Annotated in this window: 18 protein-coding genes; 13 read left to right on the forward strand and 5 right to left on the reverse strand. The window is 73.8% G+C overall.

Going from position 1 to position 18,670, the window contains the following annotated elements:
* Positions 1–45: 45 nt before the first annotated feature.
* The 6 genes from rimO (at position 46) to ACZ7D7_RS24685 (ending at position 4,422) form a co-directional block, all read left to right on the forward strand.
* Positions 46–1,518 (forward strand): 30S ribosomal protein S12 methylthiotransferase RimO, encoded by a 1,473-nt coding sequence (gene rimO, locus ACZ7D7_RS24660; RefSeq protein WP_470827014.1) that lies wholly within the window; start codon positions 46–48, stop codon positions 1,516–1,518.
* Positions 1,515–2,270 (forward strand): CDP-diacylglycerol--glycerol-3-phosphate 3-phosphatidyltransferase, encoded by a 756-nt coding sequence (gene pgsA / locus ACZ7D7_RS24665; RefSeq protein WP_470827016.1) that lies wholly within the window; start codon positions 1,515–1,517, stop codon positions 2,268–2,270. Before rimO ends, pgsA begins: the two co-directional genes overlap by 4 nt.
* Entirely contained in the window at positions 2,267–2,812 is a 546-nt protein-coding gene (locus tag ACZ7D7_RS24670) for a CinA family protein (RefSeq protein WP_470827017.1), read from the forward strand. Before pgsA ends, ACZ7D7_RS24670 begins: the two co-directional genes overlap by 4 nt.
* 109 nt (positions 2,813–2,921) lie before the next feature.
* A complete protein-coding gene (locus ACZ7D7_RS24675; RefSeq protein ID WP_470827019.1) occupies positions 2,922–3,302 on the forward strand; it encodes a helix-turn-helix domain-containing protein in 381 nt (126 codons plus the stop codon).
* 235 nt (positions 3,303–3,537) lie between these two features.
* Positions 3,538–4,008 (forward strand): Dps family protein, encoded by a 471-nt coding sequence (locus ACZ7D7_RS24680; protein WP_470827020.1) that lies wholly within the window; start codon positions 3,538–3,540, stop codon positions 4,006–4,008.
* Between the two features lie 153 nt (positions 4,009–4,161).
* A complete protein-coding gene (locus ACZ7D7_RS24685) occupies positions 4,162–4,422 on the forward strand; it encodes a hypothetical protein (RefSeq protein ID WP_470827022.1) in 261 nt (86 codons plus the stop codon).
* A 180-nt stretch (positions 4,423–4,602) separates the two neighbouring features.
* Here ACZ7D7_RS24685 and ACZ7D7_RS24690 read toward each other — a convergent pair whose 3' ends face one another.
* Both ACZ7D7_RS24690 and ACZ7D7_RS24695 read right to left on the reverse strand, forming a co-directional pair.
* Complete coding sequence (locus tag ACZ7D7_RS24690; RefSeq protein ID WP_470827023.1) at positions 4,603–5,445, reverse strand: Fpg/Nei family DNA glycosylase; 843 nt, start codon at positions 5,443–5,445, stop codon at positions 4,603–4,605.
* 194 nt (positions 5,446–5,639) lie between these two features.
* Positions 5,640–10,715: an ATP-dependent helicase gene (locus ACZ7D7_RS24695; RefSeq protein ID WP_470827024.1), complete on the reverse strand. Its 5,076-nt coding sequence runs from the start codon at positions 10,713–10,715 to the stop codon at positions 5,640–5,642.
* 145 nt (positions 10,716–10,860) lie between these two features.
* Between ACZ7D7_RS24695 and ACZ7D7_RS24700 the strand changes: the two genes are divergently transcribed.
* From ACZ7D7_RS24700 to ACZ7D7_RS24710, 3 genes are read left to right on the forward strand one after another with little or no spacing between them, the layout of a single operon-like run.
* Entirely contained in the window at positions 10,861–11,745 is an 885-nt protein-coding gene (locus ACZ7D7_RS24700; RefSeq protein ID WP_470827025.1) for an AraC family transcriptional regulator, read from the forward strand.
* Positions 11,724–12,533, forward strand: coding sequence for an AzlC family ABC transporter permease (locus tag ACZ7D7_RS24705; RefSeq protein ID WP_470827027.1), 810 nt, complete (start codon positions 11,724–11,726; stop codon positions 12,531–12,533). The genes ACZ7D7_RS24700 and ACZ7D7_RS24705 overlap by 22 nt, the downstream gene beginning before the upstream one ends.
* Complete coding sequence (locus tag ACZ7D7_RS24710) at positions 12,530–12,838, forward strand: AzlD domain-containing protein (RefSeq protein WP_470827028.1); 309 nt, start codon at positions 12,530–12,532, stop codon at positions 12,836–12,838. The genes ACZ7D7_RS24705 and ACZ7D7_RS24710 overlap by 4 nt, the downstream gene beginning before the upstream one ends.
* Positions 12,839–12,863: 25 nt before the next feature.
* On the opposite strand, the gene ACZ7D7_RS24715 is transcribed toward ACZ7D7_RS24710, so the two are convergent.
* Positions 12,864–13,808 (reverse strand): hypothetical protein, encoded by a 945-nt coding sequence (locus ACZ7D7_RS24715; protein WP_470827029.1) that lies wholly within the window; start codon positions 13,806–13,808, stop codon positions 12,864–12,866.
* Between the two features lie 79 nt (positions 13,809–13,887).
* Here ACZ7D7_RS24715 and ACZ7D7_RS24720 point away from each other — a divergent pair, with 79 nt between their 5' ends.
* The 4 genes from ACZ7D7_RS24720 to recX all read left to right on the forward strand — a co-directional run bounded on the left by ACZ7D7_RS24720 (position 13,888) and on the right by recX (position 17,596).
* A complete protein-coding gene (locus ACZ7D7_RS24720) occupies positions 13,888–14,082 on the forward strand; it encodes a DUF3046 domain-containing protein (RefSeq protein WP_470827031.1) in 195 nt (64 codons plus the stop codon).
* Positions 14,083–14,142: 60 nt separating this feature from the next.
* Positions 14,143–15,426, forward strand: a complete 1,284-nt coding sequence (locus ACZ7D7_RS24725) for an AI-2E family transporter (protein ID WP_470827032.1) — start codon at positions 14,143–14,145, stop codon at positions 15,424–15,426.
* A 218-nt stretch (positions 15,427–15,644) separates the two neighbouring features.
* Positions 15,645–16,769, forward strand: coding sequence for a recombinase RecA (gene recA / locus ACZ7D7_RS24730; RefSeq protein ID WP_470827034.1), 1,125 nt, complete (start codon positions 15,645–15,647; stop codon positions 16,767–16,769).
* Between the two features lie 2 nt (positions 16,770–16,771).
* Complete coding sequence (gene recX, locus ACZ7D7_RS24735; RefSeq protein WP_470827035.1) at positions 16,772–17,596, forward strand: recombination regulator RecX; 825 nt, start codon at positions 16,772–16,774, stop codon at positions 17,594–17,596.
* Positions 17,597–17,615: 19 nt separating this feature from the next.
* Here recX and ACZ7D7_RS24740 read toward each other — a convergent pair whose 3' ends face one another.
* Both ACZ7D7_RS24740 and ACZ7D7_RS24745 read right to left on the reverse strand, forming a co-directional pair.
* A complete protein-coding gene (locus ACZ7D7_RS24740; RefSeq protein WP_470827036.1) occupies positions 17,616–18,056 on the reverse strand; it encodes a rhodanese-like domain-containing protein in 441 nt (146 codons plus the stop codon).
* Positions 18,053–18,595, reverse strand: coding sequence for a cupin domain-containing protein (locus ACZ7D7_RS24745; protein WP_470827037.1), 543 nt, complete (start codon positions 18,593–18,595; stop codon positions 18,053–18,055). The genes ACZ7D7_RS24740 and ACZ7D7_RS24745 overlap by 4 nt, the downstream gene beginning before the upstream one ends.
* Between the last annotated feature and the right edge of the window lie 75 nt (positions 18,596–18,670).

Raw genomic sequence — 18,670 nt, forward strand, 5'->3', positions numbered from 1 at the left:
CCCCGTCGACGTGGGGTGTCCGCCGGACGAAGTAGTCTTGAGCCCATGCCTGAACGCCGTACCGTCGCACTCGTCACCCTTGGCTGCGCCCGTAACGAGGTGGACTCGGAGGAGCTCGCAGGCCGTTTGGAGGCGGACGGCTGGCAGCTCGTCGAGGACGCCGAAGAAGCGGACGTCGCCGTCGTCAACACCTGCGGATTCGTCGAGGCCGCCAAGAAGGACTCCGTCGACGCCCTCCTCGAGGCCAACGACCTCAAGGGCCACGGCCGCACCCAGGCCGTCGTCGCCGTTGGCTGCATGGCCGAGCGGTACGGCAAGGAACTCGCCGAAGCCCTCCCCGAGGCCGACGGCGTGCTCGGCTTCGACGACTACGCGAACATCTCCGACCGACTGCAGACCATCCTGAACGGCGGCATCCACGCCGCCCACACCCCGCGCGACCGGCGCAAGCTGCTGCCGATCTCCCCCGCCGAGCGCCAGTCGGCGACCGACGTGGCCCTGCCCGGACACGGCGCGCCCACGGACCTGCCCGAGGGCCTCGCCCCCGAGTCCGGCCCGCGCGCCCCGCTGCGCCGCCGGCTGGACGGCTCCCCGGTCGCCTCCGTGAAGCTCGCCTCCGGCTGCGACCGGCGCTGCTCCTTCTGCGCCATCCCGTCCTTCCGCGGCTCCTTCATCTCCCGCCGCCCCAGCGACGTGCTGAACGAGACGCGGTGGCTGGCCGAGCAGGGCGTCAAGGAGATCATGCTGGTCTCCGAGAACAACACCAGCTACGGCAAGGACCTCGGTGACATCCGCCTGCTGGAGGCCCTGCTGCCCGAGCTCGCCGAGGTCGACGGCATCGAGCGGGTGCGCGTCAGCTACCTCCAGCCGGCCGAGATGCGGCCCGGCCTCATCGACGTCCTCACCTCCACGCCGAAGGTCGCGCCCTACTTCGACCTCTCCTTCCAGCACTCCGCGCCCGACGTGCTGCGCGCCATGCGCCGCTTCGGCGACACCGACCGCTTCCTGGAACTTCTCGACACCATCCGGAGCAAGGCGCCCGAGGCCGGCGTGCGCTCCAACTTCATCGTGGGCTTCCCCGGCGAGTCCGAGGCCGACCTGGCCGAGCTGGAGCGGTTCCTGAACCACGCCCGCCTGGACGCCATCGGCGTCTTCGGCTACTCCGACGAGGAGGGCACCGAGGCCGCGACGTACGACAACAAGCTCCCCGAGGACCTCGTCGCCGAGCGGCTGGCCCGCGTCTCCCGGCTCGCGGAGGAACTCGTCTCGCAGCGCGCCGAGGAACGGCTCGGCGAGACCCTGCACGTCCTGGTCGAGTCGGTCGACGAGGCGGAGGGCGTGTACGGCCGCGCCGCGCACCAGGCCCCCGAGACGGACGGTCAGGTGCTGCTCACGAGCGGCGCGGGCCTGGGGGTGGGCCGTATGGTCGAGGCGAAGGTGGTCGGTACGGAGGGTGTCGACCTGGTGGCCGAGCCGCTCCAGGGCTCGCTCGCGTGCAGTGAGGAGGCGGGCACATGACCGGAGTACCGGCGTCCGCGGCGGGAGGCTCCTCCGGCGCGCGGAGGGCCGCGGGGAGCACGCCCGCGCGTGAGGGATCCGGTGCCGCCGGGGGACGTGCCGCCGCCGAAAGCGGTGAGACGCAGCCGGCGCGGGGCGGGAAGCTGGCGGCCGCGGCCGTGAACCAGGCCAGCGTGTGGAACATCGCCAACCTGCTCACCATGCTCCGGCTGATCCTCGTGCCGGCTTTCGTCGCGCTGATGCTCGCCGACGGCGGCTACGACCCGGCGTGGCGTTCGCTCGCCTGGGCCGCGTTCGCCATCGCCATGATCACCGACCTGTTCGACGGCCATCTGGCGCGCGCCTACAACCTCGTCACGGACTTCGGGAAGATCGCCGACCCCATCGCCGACAAGGCGATCATGGGCGCGGCGCTGATCTGTCTGTCGGCGCTCGGCGATCTGCCCTGGTGGGTGACGGGCGTCATCCTCGGACGGGAACTCGGCATCACCCTGCTGCGTTTTCTGGTCATTCGCTACGGCGTCATCCCGGCGAGCCGCGGCGGCAAGCTGAAGACCCTCACCCAGGGCGTCGCCGTCGGGATGTACGTGCTGGCGCTGACCGGGTGGCTCGCCACCCTCAGGTTCTGGGTGATGGCGGCGGCGGTCGTGCTGACCGTCGTGACCGGGCTGGACTATGTGAGACAGGCCATTGTGCTGCGGCGGCAGGGAATCGCCGAGCGCAAGGCGGCGTTGGAGGAGAAGGAAGCGTGAGTTCCCCGGCCGCCCAAGCGGTGCGACTACTGACGGTGAAGGGTGAGACGCTCGCCGTCGCCGAGTCGCTCACCGGTGGGCTGGTGGCCGCGGAGATCACCTCGATCCCCGGGGCGTCCAAGGTGTTCCGCGGTTCGGTGACCGCCTACGCCACCGAACTCAAGCGGGAACTGCTCGGGGTCGACCCCGCCCTGCTCGCAGCGCACGGAGCGGTGGACGCGCAGGTGGCGGCCCAGATGGCGGCCGGAGTGCGCAAGGCGCTCGGCACCGACTGGGGCATCGCGACCACCGGTGTCGCCGGCCCCGAACCCCAGGACGGCAAGCCCGTCGGGACGGTTTTCGTGGCCGTCGACGGCCCCTTCGGAGCCGGGCCGGGCGCAGCCGGTGGCGGGAAAGTGACCTCGTTGCGGTTGAACGGCGACCGCGCGGAAATTCGTATGGAGAGTGTACGGAGCGTGCTCGCCCTCCTCGTCGAGGAGCTCGCGAGCGAACAGACCGGGAATGAGCGGGCACAGGATACGGAACGGAACGGGGGGTTTTGATGTTTGCAGCCCTGAGTGAACACGACATCGCTCCCCGCACGGCCGCGGCGCGAGGCGGTACGGTGGGGCGAGAAGGATGCGGCTACGCGGTCCGAGGAGGGAGCCACCGATGATTCTGCTCCGTCGCCTGCTGGGTGACGTGCTGCGTCGGCAGCGCCAGCGCCAGGGCCGTACTCTGCGCGAAGTCTCCTCGTCCGCCCGAGTCTCACTCGGCTATCTCTCCGAGGTGGAGCGGGGGCAGAAGGAGGCTTCCTCCGAGCTGCTCTCCGCCATCTGCGACGCGCTGGACGTACGGATGTCCGAGCTCATGCGCGAAGTGAGCGACGAGCTCGCCCTCGCCGAGCTGGCCCAGTCTGCTGCGGCCACGCCCAGCGAGCCCGTCCCGGCGCCGGTTCGTCCGATGCTGGGCTCCGTATCGGTGACCGGTGTGCCACCGGAACGGGTGACCATCAAGGCGCCCAGCGAAGCCGTGGACGTCGTCGCCGCGTGAGCCGTGCCCGCGTGAGCGGGCGAGCCGCGAGGCGTCGGCCGACGCCGGCAGGAAGTCCGAGGCCCCGGCCGGGGGCCCTCCGGGGTGATCGAGCGATCACCCGGTCCGGAGGGTGCGGTCGGGGTTTTCGCGTGCCCGGAGCCATGGGGAACATCCGCTGAGTCCCATTTGCCGGTATGGGTTGTGGCGGTCATCGTGGAGGGGACATCGCGGGGGTTGAGCCACGGAGGTGCGGATGTACGTCGTGAAGAGCCCGTTGTCCGACGCGAACCTGAAGACCGTGTCCGAGGCGCTGCAGGGCGGCCTCGTGGACCTGGTGGATCTCGGCCTGGTGGCGAAGCAGATCCACTGGAACGTGGTCGGGCCGCGCTTCCGTTCCGTGCATCTCCAGCTGGACGAGGTCGTGGACCTCGCCCGTACGCACTCCGACACCGTCGCCGAGCGGGCCGCCGCCCTCGGTGTGCCGCCGGACGGCCGGGCCGCGACCGTGGCCGTCGGCAGCGGCATCGGCGTGACGCCGGAGGGATGGGTCGACGACACGGCCGCCGTGCGGGCGCTCGTGGAGGCGCTGACGGCGGTGATCGAGCGGATGCGGGCGCGGATCGACGCGACCGCCGAGCCGGACCCCGTCAGCCAGGACATCTTCATCCAGATCGCGGCCGACCTCGAGAAGCAGCGCTGGATGTTCCAGGCCGAGAACGGCTGACCCCTGTCGGCGCCCGGGCGCGCGGTGTTCTCGTGTCCTCGGTGCCGTCCTTGCTCGTGGTGTGTCCGGGGCGTGCGGTGCGTTCGTGTGCCCTCGGTGCGCCCTTCCGGTGGGCTGTGTCGGCCCCATAGCGTCGGGCTGGAGGTGGCTGCCATGGCGGGGCGGACGGTGCGCCGGTGGGCCGTGCTCGGGGCGGGGGCGCTGTGGTGGTGGGCCGTGCTGCGGCTCGCGCTGGTGCCCGACGCGGGGGTGCTGGAGGGGGCGGTCGCGGCGGGCGGGTGGGGACTGAGTCTGCTGCCGGTGCACTGTGTGCCCAAGTCGCGGGCGGCGGGGGCGCTGGGCCCGGGGCGGTGGCGGGCCGCTTGGCGCGGGGGTGCGGGGCGGGTGGGGCCGGAGACCGACGCGGGGCTCTAGTGCCGTGGCCGGGGAGGTCTGCCGGGAAGCTCGCCGCGTCCGGTGCATCGCAAGGCGGAGCATGGGCCGCGTACTGGATGTACTGGGTTGATGCGACAACGCGGCGAGGTGCCGTGCCGGGCGCCGCGAGCCGGTGAACCTTTCCGGTCACAGCACTGGATCCGCGGCATCCCCGGGTCGTCAGCGGGAGGGACGCGGACGGGTGCGGAACGCCGAGGGAGCGGCGGGGCGCGGGCTCGGGCCGGTCTGGCAGGTGGGGCACCAGTAGGTGGGGCGCTCGCGCGAGCCGTCGCCCTGGTCGGCCACGCGGATGGACGTCTGGCAGCGCAGACAGGGCCGAGGGGCCCGGCCGTACACGAAGAGGTCCTGGCCGCGGCGGCCCGTCGTCGCCCGGATCGGGCGGTCGCGGTTGACCTCCAGGAGCCGTCGCGCGAGTTCGGGCAGCTTCGCCGCCCGCTCGGCGGGCAGGTCGCCGACGGGGAGCCACGGGGTGACGCCGAGCAGGAAGCAGAGCTCGCACTTGTAGACGTTGCCGATGCCCGCGAGATTGCGCTGGTCGAGCAGGGCCTCGCCGAGGGGGCGGGCCGGGTCCCGCAGGAGGTTGGCCAAGGCCCGCTCGGCGTCCCAGTCGGGGCCCAGCAGGTCGGGGCCGAGGTGGCCGACGGCGCGCTGCTCGTCGCTGGTGCGCAGCAGTTCGAGGACGGGGAGGCGGTAGCCGACGGCCGTGGTGTCGGCGGTGCCGAGGATCGCGCGGATCTGGTGCGCGGGGCCGCCGCTCCAGCGCTCACCGGGCGCGTACACCTTCCACGCGCCGTCCATCCTCAGGTGCGAGTGCAGCGTGATGCCGCCCTCGACGCGGGTGAGGAGGTGCTTGCCGCGCGGGGTGACGTTCAGCACCGCGCGGCCGGTGAGGTCGGCGGTGGCGAGCTTGGGCACGCGGAGGTCGCTGCGGGTCAGCACCCTTCCCGCGAGGGCGACGTGCAGCCGCCTCGCGGCCTGCCAGACCGTGTCACCTTCGGGCATGGGTCCAGGGTGGCACGGTCGGACGGCGGCCGGGTCTGCGCGTGGCCGGAGGGCGCCTGGGTCTGCGCGTGGCGGGGCGCCGGGTCACGGGCTGGCCCACGCGCCGGTCCTCGGGCGGTGGCGGCGCGTGGCGGGGCGCCGGGTCACGGGTCGGCCCACGCGCGGTCCTCGGGCGGTGGCGCGGACACGGGCCCTCACGCCCGCAGGCGCAGGCCGCGCGGGGTGGCGATGAAGCCCGCCGCCTCCAGCAGGGTGCCGAGCGGGGAGGTCAGGGCCGAGGCGCCGTTGACCCGCTCGACCGTGACCGTGCCGAGGGAACCGGCGCGGGCCGCGCCGGCCAGGGCGTCCGCCGCGGCGCGCAGCCGGGGGTCGTCGGTGGCGTCGCCGTCGGGGGTGGAGGGCCAGGCCAGCAAGGTCTTGCCGCCGCGCTCCATGTAGAGCGTCAGCTCGCCGTCGACCACGACCACCAGGGCGCCCGCCTTGCGCCCCGGCTTGTGTCCGGCGCCGGTCGGCGGCTCGGGCCAGGGGAGCGCGGCGCCGTACGCGTTCGCCGGGTCGGCGGCGGCCAGGACGACGGCGCGGGTGGCGCCGGCGCCGCGGGTACGGCGGTCGCCGAAGGCGGGTCCGGTACCGGGGCCGGGGGCGCGGTCGTACGTGCCGTTGCCGGAGCCCGCGCCGTAGGGCCGGCCGGAGCCGCCGCCACGGGGGCCACCGGCGCCCGGGGTGTCGAAGTCCCGGGGGGAGACGTAGTCGCCGGGGCCCGGTGGGAAGTCCGGGATGTCGAAGCCGGGGGAGCCGCCGAACGAGGCGAACGGATCGGCGGGATCGAAGCCGTCGGGGGAATCGAAGCTGTCGGGGGAGTCGAGGGCTGTGGGGTCGAAGGGACCGGGAGGGAAGCCGGATGCTGCGCCGTGGCCGCCGTGGCCGCCGTGGCCGCCGTGGCCGCCGTGGCCGCCGTGGCCGCCGTGGCCGCCGTGGCCCTGGGCGCCCTGGGTGCCGGGGAAGGGGGCGGTCGGGCCCGTCTCGCCGCGTTCGCGGGCGTTGGCCACCGCGCGCAGCCGGTCCACGGCGCCGTCCATCGCGAACTGCGCGGCACCGAGGCCCTCCACCACGTAGCCGCGACGGGCCTGGCCGCTGTCCTCGAAGGCCGACAGGATGCGGTACGTCGCCGAGAAGCCGCCCTCGACGCCCTCCGCCGACACGGCACCCCGGGTCACGACGCCGTGCCGGTCGAGAAGCGTGCGCGCGAGCGCGTGGGCGCGGACCGTGGGGTCCGGCTCGCGGTCGGGCAGCAGCGCCCAGCGGCCGGCGACGGTCGGCGGGCCGCTGCGCGATGCGGGGCGGGCGGCGGCCGTCAAGGAGCCGTAACGGCCGCGCGGGACAGCGCGCTTGGCGCGGTGGGCCGTGGAACCCGCCGTGCGCCCCGAGCCCAGCAGAGAGCGCAGCGGCGCGAGCGTGTCGTTCGTGAGCCGACCCGACCAGGCCAGGTCCCAGAGGGCGTCGGCCAGTTGGGGGTCCGTGACGTCGGGGTGGGTGGTGGCGCGTACCTGGTCGGCGATCTGGCGGAAGAACAGACCGTATCCGCCGGACAGGGCGTCCAGCACCGACTGGTGAAGGGCCGTCAGCTCCAACGGGTGCGGGGGCGGCAGCAGCAGGGGCGCCGCGTCCGCCAGGTACAGGGAGATCCAGCCGTCCTTGCCGGGCAGCGCGCCCGCCCCGGCCCACACCAGCTCTCCGGCGGCGGTGAGTTCGTCGAGCATCGCCGGGGTGTAGTTCGCCACGCGGGACGGCAGGACCAGCTTCTCCAGGGCGGACGCCGGTACGGAGGCGCCCTGCAACTGCTCGACCGCGCGCACCAGTCCGTCCACGCCCCGCAGGGTGTGGCCCTTGCCGATGTGCTGCCACTGGGGGAGGAACTGGGCGAGCGCCGGCGGCGGCACCGGCTCCAGCTCGTGCCGCAGCGCGGCCAGCGAACGGCGGCGCAGGCGGCGCAGCACCGCGGCGTCGCACCACTCCTGCCCGATGCCCGCCGGGTGGAACTCGCCCTGGACGATCCTGCCCGCGGCCGACAGCCGTTGCAGCGCGCCCTCGGTGACGGCCACGCCCAGGCCGAAGCGGGCCGCGGCCGTGGCCGACGTGAACGGGCCGTGGGTGCGGGCGAAGCGCGCGAGGAGATCGCCGAGCGGGTCCTTGACCGGCTCGGTGAACGCCTCCGGCACGCCGACCGGCAGGGCCGTGCCGAGCGCGTCGCGCAGGCGGCCGGCGTCCTCGATCGCCGCCCAGTGGTCGGCGCCCGCGACCCGGACGCGGATCGCGCGGCGGGCGGCGGCCAGTTCCTGTGCCCACTGCAGATCGGCGCCCCGCGCGGCGAGTTCGGCGTCGGTGAGCGGGCCCAGCATCCGCAGCAGGTCGGCGACGCCCTCGACGTCCTTGACGCGGCGGTCCTCGGTGAGCCACTGCAGCTCGCGCTCCAGTTCCGTGAGGACCTCGGCGTCCAGCAGTTCGCGCAGCTCCGCCTGGCCCAGCAGCTCGGCCAGCAGCCGCGAGTCCAGCGACAGGGCGGCGGCGCGGCGCTCGGCGAGCGGGGAGTCGCCCTCGTACAGGAACTGGGCGACGTAGCCGAAGAGGAGGGAACGCGCGAACGGGGACGGCTCGGGGGTGGTCACCTCGACGAGGCGCACCTTGCGGGCCTCCAGGTCGCCCATCAGCTCCACGAGCCCGGGGACGTCGAAGACGTCCTGGAGGCACTCGCGGACCGCTTCGAGGACGATCGGGAACGAGCCGAACTCGCTGGCCACTTCGAGGAGCTGGGAGGCCCGCTGGCGCTGCTGCCACAGGGGCGTGCGCTTGCCGGGGTTGCGGCGCGGCAGCAGCAGCGCGCGGGCGGCGCACTCGCGGAAGCGGGCCGCGAACAGCGCCGAGCTGCCCACCTGGTCGGTGACGACCTGGTCGACCTCGCCCTTGTCGAAGACGACGTCCGCCGCGCCGACCGGGGCCTGGTCGGCGTCGTACTCCGTGCCGGCCTTCCTGGGCTCCTGGTCGAGCAGGTCCAGGCCCATCAGGTCCGCGTCGGGCAGGCGCAGCACGATGCCGTCGTCGGCGTGCATGACCTGCGCGTCCATGCCGTACCGCTCGGAGAGCTTGGCGCCCAGCGCGAGCGCCCACGGGGCGTGCACCTGGGCGCCGAACGGGGAGTGCACGACGACCCGCCAGTCGCCCAGCTCGTCACGGAACCGCTCGACGACGATCGTGCGGTCGTCCGGGACGTGACCGCAGGCCTCGCGCTGCTCGTCCAGGTACGCAAGGACGTTGTCGGCGGCCCAGGCGTCCAGCCCTGCGGCCAGCAGGCGCAGGCGGGCGTCCTCCTTGGGCAGCGAGCCGACCTCGCGCAGGAACGCGCCCAGCGCGCGGCCCAGTTCGAGCGGGCGGCCCAGCTGGTCGCCCTTCCAGAACGGCAGCCGGCCCGGCACGCCCGGCGCCGGGGAGACCAGGACGCGGTCGCGCGTGATGTCCTCGATGCGCCACGAGCTGGTGCCCAGCGTGAACACGTCCCCGACGCGGGACTCGTACACCATCTCCTCGTCCAGCTCGCCGACCCGGCCGCCGCCCTTCTTCGGGTCGGCGCCCGCGAGGAACACCCCGAACAGGCCGCGGTCGGGGATCGTGCCCCCGGAGGTGACGGCGAGGCGCTGCGCGCCCGGGCGGCCGGTGACCGTGCCCGCCACCCGGTCCCACACCACGCGCGGGCGCAACTCCGCGAACGCGTCGGACGGGTAGCGGCCCGCGAGCATGTCCAGGACGGCCGTGAACGCCGACTCCGGCAGCGAGGCGAACGGGGCGGCGCGGCGGACCGTGGCAAGGAGGTCGTCGACCTGCCAGGTGTCCAGCGCCGTCATCGCGACGAGCTGCTGGGCGAGCACGTCCAGCGGGTTGGCCGGGACCCTCAGGGACTCGATGGCGCCGGTGCGCATCCGCTCGGTGACCACGGCCGCCTGCACGAGGTCGCCGCGGTACTTGGGGAAGACCACGCCCGTGGAGACTGCGCCGACCTGGTGGCCCGCGCGCCCCACGCGCTGGAGACCCGAGGCGACGGACGGCGGCGACTCGACCTGGACGACGAGGTCGACCGCGCCCATGTCGATGCCCAGCTCCAGGCTGGACGTGGCCACCACCGCCGGGAGCCGGCCCGCCTTCAGGTCCTCCTCCACGAGGGCGCGCTGCTCCTTGGACACCGAGCCGTGGTGCGCGCGGGCGATGACCGGCGGGGCGCCCTGGGCCGCCCCGGAACCGCCCATCAGCTCGGCGGGGGCGTGGTGCTCGTCCAGGGTCTCGCCGGTGGCGCGCTCGTACGCGATCTCGTTGAGCCTGTTGCACAGGCGCTCCGCGAGGCGGCGGGAGTTCGCGAACACGATCGTCGAGCGGTGGGACTGGACGAGGTCGGTGATGCGCTCCTCGACGTGCGGCCAGATCGAGGGGCGCTCCTGGCCCTCGGAGCCGTCGGCGACGGGGGAGCCGCCCAGCTCGCCCAGGTCCTCCACCGGGACGACGACGGACAGGTCGAACTCCTTGCCCGACTCCGGCTGGACGATCTCCACCTTGCGGCGCGGGGACAGGAAGCGGGCCACCTCGTCGACGGGACGGACCGTCGCCGACAGGCCGATGCGGCGGGCCGGCTTCGGCAGGAGCTCGTCCAGCCGCTCCAGGGACAGCGCGAGGTGCGCGCCGCGCTTGGTGCCCGCGACCGCGTGCACCTCGTCCAGGATCACCGTCTCCACGCCGGTCAGCGCGTCGCGCGTCGCGGACGTCAGCATCAGGAACAGCGACTCCGGCGTCGTGATCAGGATGTCCGGCGGGCGGGTGGACAGGGCACGGCGCTCGGCGGGCGGGGTGTCGCCCGAGCGGATGCCGACCTTCACCTGCGGCTCGGGCAGGCCGAGGCGCACGGACTCCTGGCGGATGCCGGTCAAAGGGCTGCGGAGGTTGCGCTCCACGTCGACGGCCAGGGCCTTGAGCGGGGAGACGTACAGGACGCGGCAGCGCTTCTTCGGGTCGGCCGGCGGCGGGGTCGAGGCGAGCTGGTCCAGGGCGGCGAGGAACGCGGCCAGTGTCTTGCCGGAACCGGTCGGGGCCACGACCAGCACGTCCGAGCCCTCGCGGATGGCCTGCCACGCGCCCGCCTGGGCCGCGGTGGGCGCGGAGAAGGCCCCCGAGAACCAGCCGCGGGTCGCGGGGGAGAAGCCGTCCAGGGCTCGGTGTGCGGAGCTGACCATGCGTCCATCGTGCACCCCGGCACTGACAATGCGCCTGAGCTGCGGGAACGCTGACGGACCCGGCGGCGCGAACGCCGCAGGACCCGGACCTGCCCGCTCGGCCCCGGCAGGGCGGCGGCGCACTCGTATGGCCGACAATGAGGACATGGCGGTATCCGGCGAGCGGGCACGGCACTGGCAGTACGCCGATCTGCCGGGGGTCGACCTGCTGCGCGCCCGCTACATCCGCAAGACCTTCGTACGGCACACCCACGAGCACTTCGTGATCGCCGCCATCGCCGACGGCGTCGAGGTGTTCCACCACGGTGGCGGCGACCAGTACGCGGGGGCCGGCGCGCTCGCGCTGGTCAATCCGGACACACCGCACACCGGCCGGGCCGGGGTGCCCGAGGGCTGGCGGTACGGGGCGGTGTACCCGTCGCCCGAGGTCGTGACCGCGATAGCCGCCGAGACGACCACACTGCGGGGCACGCCCGGGTTCGTACGGCCGGTGCTGGACGATCCGTACGCCGTGGCCATGGTGCACCGCGTGCTGCGGGCCACCGACGAGGGCAACGCGCTCGCCGCCGACACCCTGCTGCGGGTCGCCGTGACGCGGCTGCTGCGGCTGAACGGCGGGCCCCTGCCGCAGCGGGAGGTCCGGACGGCCGGGGCCCGGATCGCCGCACGCGCGCGTGCCGTGCTGGAGGACCGGATGGCCGCGCCGCCCACGCTGGAACAGCTCGCCGCGGATCTCGGCACCAGCCCGTTCGCGCTGCTCAGGGCGTTCCGGGACGCCTACGGCATGCCGCCCCACACCTGGCTCACCGACGCCCGCGTCCGCCACGCGCGACGGCTGCTCGACGCGGGGACGACGCCCGCGGAGGCGGCGGCCGCCGTCGGGTTCACCGACCAGCCGCACCTGAACCGGCACTTCACCCGCATCGTCGGGGTGCCCCCGGGCGCCTACCAGCGGGAGCGCAAGAACGTACAAGACGTGCGGCGACGACTCCACGTACCGTCCGACGCGTGGCAGAACAGACAGCAATAGCGGACATATCTGAAGAAGGCGGAGGGAAGCCGGACAGGGCTGTCGTGCGGGACGCCCTCGGTGTCGGGATCGCCGTCGGGCTGTCCGGGTTCGCCTTCGGCGTGACCTCGGCCGGCAGCGGGCTCTCGCTCCTGCAGACCTGCGCGCTCAGCCTGCTCGTGTTCACAGGCGCCTCCCAGTTCGCCCTTGTCGGGGCGCTCGCGGCCGGGGGCAGCCCCTTCACGGCGGCGGCCGGGGCCTTCTTCCTGGGCGTACGCAACGCCTTCTACGGGCTGCGCCTGTCGCAGCTGCTCGCCCTCCCGCGCGCGGTGCGGCCGTTCGCCGCCCAGTGGGTCATCGACGAGACCGCCGCCGTCTCGCTGGCCCAGCCGACCCGGCGCAGCGCCCGGATCGGATTCGCCGTCACCGGGCTCACCCTGTACTTGCTGTGGAACCTCACCACCCTGCTCGGCGCGCTGGGCGCCGAGGCCATGGGCGACACCGACGCGTGGGGCCTGGACGCCGCCGGTCCCGCCGCCTTCCTGGCGCTGCTCGCGCCGATGCTCAAGACCGGGGTCGAGCGGGCCGTCGCCGGACTCGCCGTCCTGCTGGGGCTCGGCCTGCTGCCCGTACTGCCGGCCGGCGTGCCCGTCCTGGTCGCCGCGCTCGCCGCCCCGGCCGTCCTGTGGGCGCACGGTCGCCGCAGCGGCGAGCGCGACACCACCGCGCCCGACGCGCACGGCCGCGAGCCCGGCGACCCCGGCCGCACGGCCGGCGTTCCCCACGACCCGTCCGAGGAAGACCGTTGAACATCTGGATCGCGATCGGTGTGACCGCCCTCGGCTGCTACGCCGTCAAGCTCGCCGGACTGATGGTGCCCGCGGGCGCCCTGGAACGACCGCTCGTGCGGCGGCTGGCCGCGCTGTTGCCGGTCGCCCTGCTCGCCGCCCTCACCGCCCAGCAGACCTTCGCCGACGGGCAGGCGCTCGTCCTGGACGCGCGTGCCGCGGGAGTCGCCGCTGCCGCCGTCGCGCTCGTGCTGCGTGCGCCGTTCCTGGTCGTCGTCGCGGCGGCCGTCGCCGTGACCGCGGGGGTGAGGGCACTGGGCGGGTGAACGACTTCCCGCGAGGCGGCCGCCGTCAGTCGATGGCGCGGCCGTACGCGCGCAGCGTGCGCAGGGCCTCCAGAGTCACCAGGGGGCGCGCCTCCAGGGCGGGGGCCGGCGCCCACCGGCGCCAGCGGATCGGCCAGCCGCCGTCCTCCTCCTGCTCGGCCGCCAGGAAGTCCAGGGAGCGTTCCATCTCGGCGTCCGTGAACCACGCGCGCGCGAGGGAGTCGGGCGTGCGTGCGTAGTCGTGCGGGAAGTGGTGCTCGCGCGGCGCGTAGCCGGGGGACACGGGAAACGCGTCCAGGTGGTCCGGGTCCAGGGCGGCGAGGCGCTGCTCGCGCACCAGGCGGCCCAGTCGCTCGGCCGCCGTACGCGCGCGTGTGCGGTCCGGCGCGGAGTCCAGGAAGGCGACCGCGGCCTCCACCTCGTACGGATGGGACTTCTCCAGGGACTCGACCGCCTGCCAGCAGAAGTCCGTGGCCCTGAACAGCCAGGCGTGCCACACCTCGTTCCGGTGCAGCAGCCCCACCACGGGCCCGGTGGCGAGCAGTTCGCTGGGCGGGTCGTCCACGACCGGCACGAAGGGCGCCGCCGGGTAGCCGCGCTGGCTGGGATGGATCGCCGGAAGCGCGCCGTCCGCCGTGGAGACGGACGTCAGGTAGCGGCACACGCGCTCCACGCGCAGACCGCCGCAGCGCCCCACCTCGTCCAGGACGCGCAGGGCGCGGGCGGTGTGCAGGGGCTGGCTCACGGGGCCGCGCAGATCGGGTTCCAGCGCGTGGCCGTAACCGCCGTCGTCGTTGCGGTAGGCGTCCAGTGCGGTCTCCACCGGGTCGGCGGCGCCACCCCGGAAGTGGTACGCGAAGAGATGCTGTTCCAGCACGCGCGCGGTGAGCCACACGAAGCGTTCGGCGCGGGCGAGCGGGGACCGCGCCGGGGGCGTCGGGGGGAGTGGGGAAGCTCCTGTTTCGGCCATGCGTCAGACCGTAGGCGGAAAGCGGCGGCGGTGAGTGGTCCCTTCGCGGGCCCACCCCCGGGGGCGGGATACTGACGTCATGCGGTTGACGGTCTTCTGGGAGCGGATGGCGGATCACTTCGGTCCGGGCCACGCCGAAATGTTCGCGCGCGACCACGTGATGTCGGAGCTCGGCGGGCGCACGGTGCACGAGGCGCTGGCCGCCGGCTGGGAGGCCAAGGACGTGTGGCGGGTGGTCTGCGCGGTGATGGACGTGCCGAGCGAGAAGCGCTGAGCCGCGAGGCACGCGGGGGCGGGTCGGCGGGCGACCTGCGGTGTGGGCGAGACTTGCACCGTGGCATCCACTGACGAGACCGGGCAGACGGCCCGGCACGCGCCCCCGTCCGGCCCGAGGCCACCCGGCCCGCCGACGCCGGTGGACGGTGCCGGCATGCCGCGCTGGCTGCCGCGCGCGATGGTCCTCGCGCTCGCCCTCGTCGCCGTGTTCCAGCTGGGCAGCTGGGCGTTCCACCAGCTCACCGGTCTGCTGATCAACGTCCTCATCGCGTTCTTCCTGGCCCTCGCCGTGGAACCCGCGGTGAGCTGGATGGCCTCGCGCGGACTGCGCAGAGGACTGGCCACGGCTCTGGTCTTCCTCACCGTGATCGTCGTGGCCGCGGGCTTCGTCACCCTGCTCGGCTCCATGCTCGCGGGCCAGCTGATCAAGATGGTCGAGGGCTTCCCCGAGTACATCGACTCCGTCATCAACTGGATCAACACGCACTTCCGCACCGAGCTGCGGCGCGTGGACGTCCAGGAGGGCCTGCTGCGCTCCGACTGGCTGCGCAACTACGTCCAGAACAGCGCCACCGGCGTCCTCGACGTGTCCGCCCAGGTCCTCGGCGGCCTCTTCCAGCTGCTGACGGTCGCCCTGTTCTCGTTCTACTTCGCCGCCGACGGCCCCCGGCTGCGCCGTGCCCTGTGCTCGGTGCTGCCGCCCGCGCGGCAGGCGGAGGTGCTGCGCGCGTGGGAGATCGCCGTCAACAAGACCGGCGGCTACCTGTACTCGCGCGGACTGATGGCGCTCATCTCGGGCGCGGCGCACTTCGTGCTGCTGGAGTTCCTGAACGTGCCCTACGCGCCCGTGCTCGCGGTGTGGGTGGGCCTGGTGTCGCAGTTCATCCCCACCATCGGCACGTACCTCGCGGGCGCCCTGCCCATGCTGATCGCCTTCACGGTCGACCCCTGGTACGCGCTGTGGGTGCTGATCTTCGTCGTGTTCTACCAGCAGTTCGAGAACTACGTGCTCCAGCCCAAGCTGACCGCGAAGACCGTCGACATCCACCCGGCGGTCGCCTTCGGGTCGGTCATCGCCGGGACGGCCCTCCTCGGTGCGGTCGGCGCCCTGGTCGCCATCCCCGCCGTCGCCACGCTCCAGGCGTTCCTGGGCGCGTACGTGAAGCGGTACGACGTCACGGACGACCCACGTGTGCACGGCCACCGGCGCGGTCCCGGCGGGCCCCGGGCGCTCACCCGTGCCTGGCGGGCGTGGGCGCGGCGACCGGAGACGGAGCGTCCGGAGGCCGAGCGTCCGAGGCCGGAGCGTCCGGGGCCGCCGGACTCGGAGCGGCGGTCGTGAGGACCCCTCCGGGGCCCGCGTGGTGCGCTTGACACGAAAATCGAACATCCATTCTTATGGAGGCTCCGGCCAGGCTCTGGACGGGTGCTTCACCCCGGTTTCGACGGAGATGCACCCGAGTTATCCACAGGCCGGACGTGCGTCGGGGCGCATTGTCAGTGGCAGGCGTTAGCGTCTTTGACGTGAAGCGATCGACACAAGCAAATCGGGTGGAACCCATGGCAGGAACCGACCGCGAGAAGGCCCTGGATGCCGCGCTCGCACAGATTGAACGGCAATTCGGCAAGGGCGCGGTCATGCGCATGGGCGACCGCACGAAGGAGCCCATCGAGGTCATCCCGACCGGGTCGACCGCTCTCGACGTGGCGCTCGGCGTCGGCGGCCTGCCGCGCGGCCGCGTCGTCGAGATCTACGGACCGGAGTCCTCCGGCAAGACGACGCTGACGCTGCACGCCGTGGCCAACGCGCAGAAGGCCGGCGGCCAGGTCGCGTTCGTGGACGCGGAGCACGCCCTCGACCCCGAGTACGCGAAGAAGCTCGGCGTCGACATCGACAACCTGATCCTCTCCCAGCCCGACAACGGCGAACAGGCCCTGGAGATCGTGGACATGCTGGTCCGCTCCGGTGCCCTCGACCTGATCGTCATCGACTCCGTCGCCGCGCTCGTCCCGCGCGCGGAGATCGAGGGCGAGATGGGCGACAGCCACGTCGGTCTGCAGGCCCGCCTGATGAGCCAGGCCCTGCGGAAGATCACCAGCGCGCTCAACCAGTCCAAGACCACCGCGATCTTCATCAACCAGCTCCGCGAGAAGATCGGCGTGATGTTCGGCTCCCCGGAGACCACGACCGGTGGCCGCGCGCTGAAGTTCTACGCCTCGGTGCGCATCGACATCCGCCGCATCGAGACCCTGAAGGACGGCACGGAGGCGGTCGGCAACCGCACCCGCTGCAAGGTCGTCAAGAACAAGGTCGCGCCCCCCTTCAAGCAGGCCGAGTTCGACATCCTCTACGGCCACGGCATCAGCCGCGAGGGCGGCCTGATCGACATGGGCGTGGAGCACGGCTTCGTCCGCAAGGCCGGCGCCTGGTACACGTACGAGGGCGACCAGCTCGGCCAGGGCAAGGAGAACGCGCGCAACTTCCTGAAGGACAACCCCGACCTGGCCAACGAGATCGAGCGGAAGATCAAGGAGAAGCTGGGCGTCGGCGTGCGTCCCGAGGAACCGGCCACCGAGCCGGGCCCGGACGCCGCGGCCACGCCGGCTCCGGCCGACGCCGCCACGGCGGTGCCCGCTCCCGCGGCCAAGGCCACCAAGTCCAAGGCCGCGGCAGCCAAGAGCTGACCGTGACACGACGAACCGACTGGGCCGAGTACGAAGGCTCCGCCGGACCGGGCGACGACGCGTACGGGGGACACGGCGAGTACGGCGGACACGGGGAGTACCGCGGCGCGGCGCCGTACGGCACGGGGGAGCCGTACGGCGACGGGCCGGGGCACGAGGACCGGCCGTACGGCACGGGCGGCCCCGGCGGCAGACGCCCGGGCGGGACCCGCGGTGCCCGCGGCACGGGTGGCTCACGGGGGAGCCGCCGACGGGGCCGCGGGGAGCCGTCCGGTGAGGACGGGGGTGCCTCCTCCTCGTCGAGGGCCGAGAAGGGGGAGCCTCCGGGGGACCCGGTGGAGCAGGCACGGGCGATCTGCCTGCGCCTGCTCACCGGGACCCCGCGCACGCGGAAGCAGCTCGCGGACGCCCTGCGCAAGCGGGAGATCCCGGACGAGGCCGCGGAGGAGGTGCTGTCGCGGTTCGAGGAGGTCGGGCTGATCAACGACAGCGCGTTCGCCGACGCGTGGGTGGAGTCACGGCACCACGGCCGGGGCCTGGCCCGACGTGCGCTCGCCCGGGAGCTGCGCACGAAGGGCGTCGACTCCACACTGATCGACGCGGCCGTCTCCCAGCTCGACTCCGAGCAGGAGGAGGCCACGGCGCGCGAACTCGTGGACCGCAAGCTGCGCGCCACCCGCGGCCTCGACCGCGACAAGCGCCTGCGCCGCCTCGCGGGCATGCTCGCGCGCAAGGGCTACCCCGAGGGCATGGCCCTGAGAGTGGTCCGCCAGGCGCTGGAGGAGGAGGGCGAGGACACGGAGTTCCTGCCGGAGGACGGGTTCTGAGCAGACGCGGGCGCAGGGTCTACGCCGCCGTCACCGGCAGCCCCGCCGCCCGCCACGCCTGGAAGCCCCCCACCAGATCGGTCGCCCGGCGCAGTCCCAGCCGGTGCAGGGACTCGGCGGCCAGGCTGGAGGCGTACCCCTCGTTGCAGATCACGACGATCCGCAGGTCGTGACTCGTCGCCTCGGGGGCGCGGTGGCTGCCGCGCGGATCGAGGCGCCACTCCAGTTCGTTGCGTTCCACGACGAGGGCGCCCGGGATCAGCCCGTCCCGCTCGCGCAGCGCCGCGTACCGGATGTCCACGAGCAGCGCGTCCCCGGCGCGGGCGGCCTCGTAGACCTCCCGCGGCTCGACGCGCTCGTAGCCGTCCCGCACCCGCTCCAGCAACTCGTCGATGCCCAGGGGCCCTTGGGCGTCCTGGGCGCGTGGGGACCCTTCGGGCCGTCGCTCGGTGCCGCTCACTGCCAGTCCTCCGGGCGCTCCACCTGCTCCAGCCGCAGTACCTGGCCGGCGCGGCTGTAGCGGCGGATGCGCGGCAGGGGCGGGTAGTAGGCGTGGACGGAGATCGCGTGGTGGTCGGGGGAGTCGTTGAGGACCTCGTGCACATGGTGGCGTCCGAAGGCGCGGCCCTGCCCGGCGGTCAGCCGCCGTTCGCGGTCCACGCCGTCGGTGAGCTCCAGGGTCTTCCAGCCGTCGGTGGGCAGGCGGGCGGCGAGGGAGAACTCCCGCAGCTCCCCGGACGCGGTGAAGAAGGCGCCGACCGAGTCGGCGTGGTCGTGCCAGCCGGTGCCCGTGCCGGGCGGCCAGCCGATCAGCCAGGCCTCGCTGCCGCCGGGCCCGTCCAGCCGCAGCCAGGTGCGGCCCTCGGGGTCGAGGGGGAGGGAGGCGATCAGTTCGGTGTCGGCGGCGGTCCGCCGTACGAAGTCGAGCAGGTCGGCCTGCGTGGGAGCGGAGCCGACGGCGGCCGGCACCGGGGCCGGAGAGGCGGGGGAGGCAGACATGGAACCGTCCTGGAGAGCGTTCGCGGAGGCGCGTGCGGCCGAGGGGACGGCGCTGCGCGCGGGAGAGAAGAGGCG

The sequence above is a fragment of the Streptomyces sp. NPDC037054 genome (assembly GCF_055606745.1).

Excerpts from the sequence above, each read along its gene's own strand:
- rimO (WP_470827014.1), top strand. The coding sequence starts at position 46 with ATGCCTGAACGCCGTACCGTCGCACTCGTCACCCTTGGCTGCGCCCGT.
- pgsA (WP_470827016.1), top strand. The coding sequence starts at position 1,515 with ATGACCGGAGTACCGGCGTCCGCGGCGGGAGGCTCCTCCGGCGCGCGG.
- ACZ7D7_RS24675 (WP_470827019.1), top strand. The coding sequence starts at position 2,922 with ATGATTCTGCTCCGTCGCCTGCTGGGTGACGTGCTGCGTCGGCAGCGC.
- ACZ7D7_RS24680 (WP_470827020.1), top strand. The coding sequence starts at position 3,538 with ATGTACGTCGTGAAGAGCCCGTTGTCCGACGCGAACCTGAAGACCGTG.
- ACZ7D7_RS24685 (WP_470827022.1), top strand. The coding sequence starts at position 4,162 with ATGGCGGGGCGGACGGTGCGCCGGTGGGCCGTGCTCGGGGCGGGGGCG.
- ACZ7D7_RS24690 (WP_470827023.1), bottom strand. The coding sequence starts at position 5,445 with ATGCCCGAAGGTGACACGGTCTGGCAGGCCGCGAGGCGGCTGCACGTC.
- ACZ7D7_RS24695 (WP_470827024.1), bottom strand. The coding sequence starts at position 10,715 with ATGGTCAGCTCCGCACACCGAGCCCTGGACGGCTTCTCCCCCGCGACC.
- ACZ7D7_RS24700 (WP_470827025.1), top strand. The coding sequence starts at position 10,861 with ATGGCGGTATCCGGCGAGCGGGCACGGCACTGGCAGTACGCCGATCTG.
- ACZ7D7_RS24715 (WP_470827029.1), bottom strand. The coding sequence starts at position 13,808 with ATGGCCGAAACAGGAGCTTCCCCACTCCCCCCGACGCCCCCGGCGCGG.
- ACZ7D7_RS24720 (WP_470827031.1), top strand. The coding sequence starts at position 13,888 with ATGCGGTTGACGGTCTTCTGGGAGCGGATGGCGGATCACTTCGGTCCG.
- recA (WP_470827034.1), top strand. The coding sequence starts at position 15,645 with ATGGCAGGAACCGACCGCGAGAAGGCCCTGGATGCCGCGCTCGCACAG.
- ACZ7D7_RS24745 (WP_470827037.1), bottom strand. The coding sequence starts at position 18,595 with ATGTCTGCCTCCCCCGCCTCTCCGGCCCCGGTGCCGGCCGCCGTCGGC.